This is a genomic window from Pyramidobacter sp. CG50-2 (assembly GCF_003612005.1).
In the GTDB taxonomy this organism is placed as follows: Bacteria; Synergistota; Synergistia; order Synergistales; family Dethiosulfovibrionaceae; genus Pyramidobacter.
Window position 1 is genome coordinate 1 of the sequence record NZ_RAWT01000090.1, and the last position, 2,611, is coordinate 2,611.

General features: G+C 55.5%; 3 protein-coding genes. All 3 read right to left on the bottom strand.

Features of this window, described 5'->3' with window-relative positions:
* Positions 1–189: 189 nt before the first annotated feature.
* The 3 genes from D7D26_RS11820 to D7D26_RS11830 are packed head-to-tail and all read right to left on the bottom strand — an operon-like array spanning position 190 to position 2,496.
* Positions 190–681: a LeuD/DmdB family oxidoreductase small subunit gene (locus D7D26_RS11820; protein WP_120373174.1), complete on the bottom strand. Its 492-nt coding sequence runs from the start codon at positions 679–681 to the stop codon at positions 190–192.
* A gap of 13 nt (positions 682–694) precedes the next feature.
* The gene (locus D7D26_RS11825; RefSeq protein ID WP_120373175.1) at positions 695–1,957 is read right to left on the bottom strand and encodes a 3-isopropylmalate dehydratase large subunit; all 1,263 of its coding nucleotides are present in this window, start codon (positions 1,955–1,957) and stop codon (positions 695–697) included.
* 17 nt (positions 1,958–1,974) lie between these two features.
* The gene (locus D7D26_RS11830; RefSeq protein WP_342447431.1) at positions 1,975–2,496 is read right to left on the bottom strand and encodes an SLC13 family permease; all 522 of its coding nucleotides are present in this window, start codon (positions 2,494–2,496) and stop codon (positions 1,975–1,977) included.
* Between the last annotated feature and the right edge of the window lie 115 nt (positions 2,497–2,611).

Sequence of the window (2,611 nt, forward strand, 5' to 3'; positions counted from 1 at the left end):
TTCCATATTCCCCCCTATACCCCCGAGATGAACCCCATTGAGCAGATCTGGAGAGAGCTGCGCTGTCAGGGCTTTCGGAACGAGACTTTGTATCATATCCGTCAATCTAAAAACGCCGGAACGTCTGCAAAGAACAGGCCGCGCTTCCTGATTACAGCCAGGAAAGCGCGGCCTTAAGCTTTGCGGACGCTATTTCTTTTTCAAACGCATATTCTGGATATAGGGAATGAGCCCGCCCGCATCGATAATTGCCTCAATGTGCGGCGGCATTTTGCTGCATGCGTAGGTCTCGTCCGTCGTCTGATTGCGGATGACGCCGTTTGCGTAATCGACCTCGATCATATCGCCCCCGCTGATCCTGTTGGTATCGGCACACTCAATGGGGATGATGCCCACGTTGATGCAGTTACGGTAGAAGATACGCGCGTAATCCTTGGCAACGACAATTTTCACGCCCAGCTCGCGCAGCATCAGCGGCGCATTCTCGCGGCTGGAACCAGACCCCAGATTGTGTTCGGCAACGAAAATGTCGCCGGAGCGGAAGTTCGGCGCGAAATCGGGATCAACGGCCTGCATCGTGAAGCGTGCGGCCTCTTTGATCGGATACTCCAGCGACGCAGGGGGCGAGATGATGTCGGTGTTGATGTTGTCTCCGTACTTCCAGACTTTTCCGTAAGCCATCGTTCACGCCTCCTCAAATTATTTCGCGCGGATCGGTGATCCTGCCCGTAACCGCCGACGCCGCCGCCGTGAGCGGCGAGGCCAGGTAAACTTTCGACAGTTTGCTGCCCATGCGGCCGAGGAAATTACGGTTGGTCGTGGAAACGCAGACTTCGCCGTCAGCGATGTTGCCCGAGTGGACTCCAAGGCACGCACCGCAGCAGGAAGCAAGGATTGTCGCCCCTGCGTCGGCCAGCGTCACTAGTGTGCCATCCTTCAGGCAACGGTTGTAGATGTCGCGGCTGGCAGGAGACACAAGCAGGCGGATACCGGAAGCAATGTGCTTTCCTTTGAGCAGGTCAGCCGCCGCCTTCAGGTCGCTGTAACGACCACCTGTGCAGCTGCCGATATACGCCTGATCAATCCTGACATCGCTCACATCGGCCGCAGGGCAGACATTGTCCACCTCGTGCGGACAGGCTACCTGAGGCACGAGCTCTTCCGCGTCGAATGACAGCTTCTGCACAAAACTTGCGTCGTCGTCCGACCTCATATCATCAAAACGTTCCGTCACGCCGAACTGTGCCATATAGCGCGCCGTCTCGTTATCGTAGCCAATCAAACCAGCTTTGGCTCCCGCTTCGACAGCCATATTCGTCAGACAAAAGCGTTCGTCCATGATCATGGTTTCAATCGTGCTGCCTGCGTATTCAAGCGTTTTGTACGTCGCGCCCGAGTGCCCGACTTCCTTGATCGTCCAAAGCGAGATATCCTTTGCCATTACGTTCGCAGGCAGGGTTCCGTTCCACTCCACAAGAATCGTCTGAGGAACTTTCATCCACGTCTGTCCCGTGGCGAGAACGCCCGCCATCTCGGTTGAACCGATACCCGTGCTGAAAGCAGCCAGCGCACCGTAGGTACAGGTATGCGAATCGGTTCCGACGGCCACGTCGCCCGGTCTGACATGCCCGTTCTCAACCATCACCTGATGGCATGGGCCAGCGAATTCGTAGTAATTGCGGACTCCATACTCCTTCGCCCAGTTACGCGTAAACTTAACAAAATTCGCCTGAAGACTGTTAGCGGGCGGCGTGTAATGGTCAGAGATGAGCACAACCTTGTCAGGATCCCAGACGGGAACGCCCAATTTTTTCAGGCAGTCATCGATCTCCAGCTTTGGCCCAAGAACGTCGTCCATCATCGCCTTGTCGATGTTGACCCAGATGATGTCGCCGGCACTGACGCGTTTAAGACCAGCGGCACGAGCCAAAATCTTTTCAGAAAGGGTATAGCCCATTTTCAGCCTACTTTAGCCTACACAAACAGATCGTAAGCGCCCGTCATGCCGAACAGAGCAATGACGATCACGCCGCCGATGGATACGAGGAACAGCTTGACGAACAGCGTGCTCTGTTCCTCCGGTGAAGGCTTGGCAATCTGCGAGTACGCAGCAAGCCCCATCGAACCGCCTGTGGAGATCGGGCTCATGCCCGCAGCGCTGGCCGTGTTGGTGATGGCCGAAATGAGCGCTAGAGTGGATACGCCGCCCACGTTCTTCGCCACGTCGGTGACGGTAGGGATCAGTGTGGGCATGACAACGCCGCTGGTGGAACTGAAGAACGACATGATGCCAGCAGTCAACCCCATGACGCCGGGAGCCGTCTTCTGAGTCATCAGCGTCGCTAGGTACTCAGCAAGCAGCTTAATGCCGCCCAGTTTGATGACCATCGCCATGAGCGTGTTGATACCGCAGATCATCAGCAATATGCCCCAAGGAATGCCGGCCACAGCTTTTTTCTGGTCGCCGCAGCCAGTCAACAGCAACACCATCGCGATCGTGAAGCTAGGGCTTGTTTAAAAAACGTCAAAGTTGCCTAAATCGATCCAATCGCTTAAACTTTTCTCATGGAAGAGAGAAGATATGAACTGACCTCCAGCGAGTGGAATCGAA